Here is a 728-nt window from a genome sequence, read left to right as displayed (position 1 = left end):
CTGCTCTTCCTGCCGCCCTACAGCCCAGATCTCAATCCCATCGAAATGGCATTCGCCAAGCTCAAGGCGCACCTGCGCGCAAAGGTCATCAGAACCATCGACGCCCTGTGGCAGGCCATTGGCGATATCTGCAATCTCTTCTCTCCAACAGAATGCAGAAATTACTTCGCAGCCGCAGGGTATGGACTCACATGAAAGTCCGCCGCTCTAGCGGTCCCAGGGCGAGGACCGGCGCAACCGCTCGGCCGCCTTCGGCGGGGACGCAGCGGCGGGGGGTGAGATCGCCTGCACTAAGGCGTCATAGGCTTCCGGGAAGACGCGGATGACGGTTTCGTTGAGGATGGCGGCCTGCGCCTCGTGGAGTGCTGCGCGCCGCATGAACTCCGTGCGCGACAGGCCGAGCAGCTGCGCGCCGCGGTCGATGATCGTGAGATCATTGTCGCGAAACCGCATCGAGACGGATATCTTCCTATTTGCGGCGGCGGCCATGGTGCGTACCTGTGCTGGAATGGACATACGTCGGTGCAATGCAGCATGACACCGGATTTGCGTGACGAAGCCATTCCTGTTCCTGCGACCGGCGTACAGGCATGCGGAAACGGCGGACTGATCCGATCCGAGGTATGCTCCCTGCCGCGAAAAGAGAACGTCAATCCAGACGGCTGACGCGGCGGCCCTCGCTGCGCGCTTCGATAAAGGCGCCTGCGATCTTCATCATGAATGCCTTG

The 728-nt window shown here is 61.4% G+C and carries 2 protein-coding genes; one reads left to right on the top strand and one right to left on the bottom strand.

Features of this window, described 5'->3' with window-relative positions; translation table 11 throughout:
- On the top strand, positions 1–195 hold a 195-nt coding region (locus NKJ55_RS35455), incomplete at its 5' end, for a transposase (RefSeq protein ID WP_352453934.1).
- Positions 196–207: 12 nt separating this feature from the next.
- Here NKJ55_RS35455 and NKJ55_RS35450 read toward each other — a convergent pair.
- Entirely contained in the window at positions 208–516 is a 309-nt protein-coding gene (locus NKJ55_RS35450; protein WP_352453933.1) for a type II toxin-antitoxin system TacA family antitoxin, read from the bottom strand.
- Between the last annotated feature and the right edge of the window lie 212 nt (positions 517–728).

The sequence above is a fragment of the Mesorhizobium sp. M0106 genome, from assembly GCF_040322715.1.
Taxonomy (GTDB): domain Bacteria; phylum Pseudomonadota; class Alphaproteobacteria; order Rhizobiales; family Rhizobiaceae; genus Mesorhizobium.
Note: the sequence above shows the minus strand (reverse complement) of the source record. Positions and strands in the feature narration are given on the sequence as shown.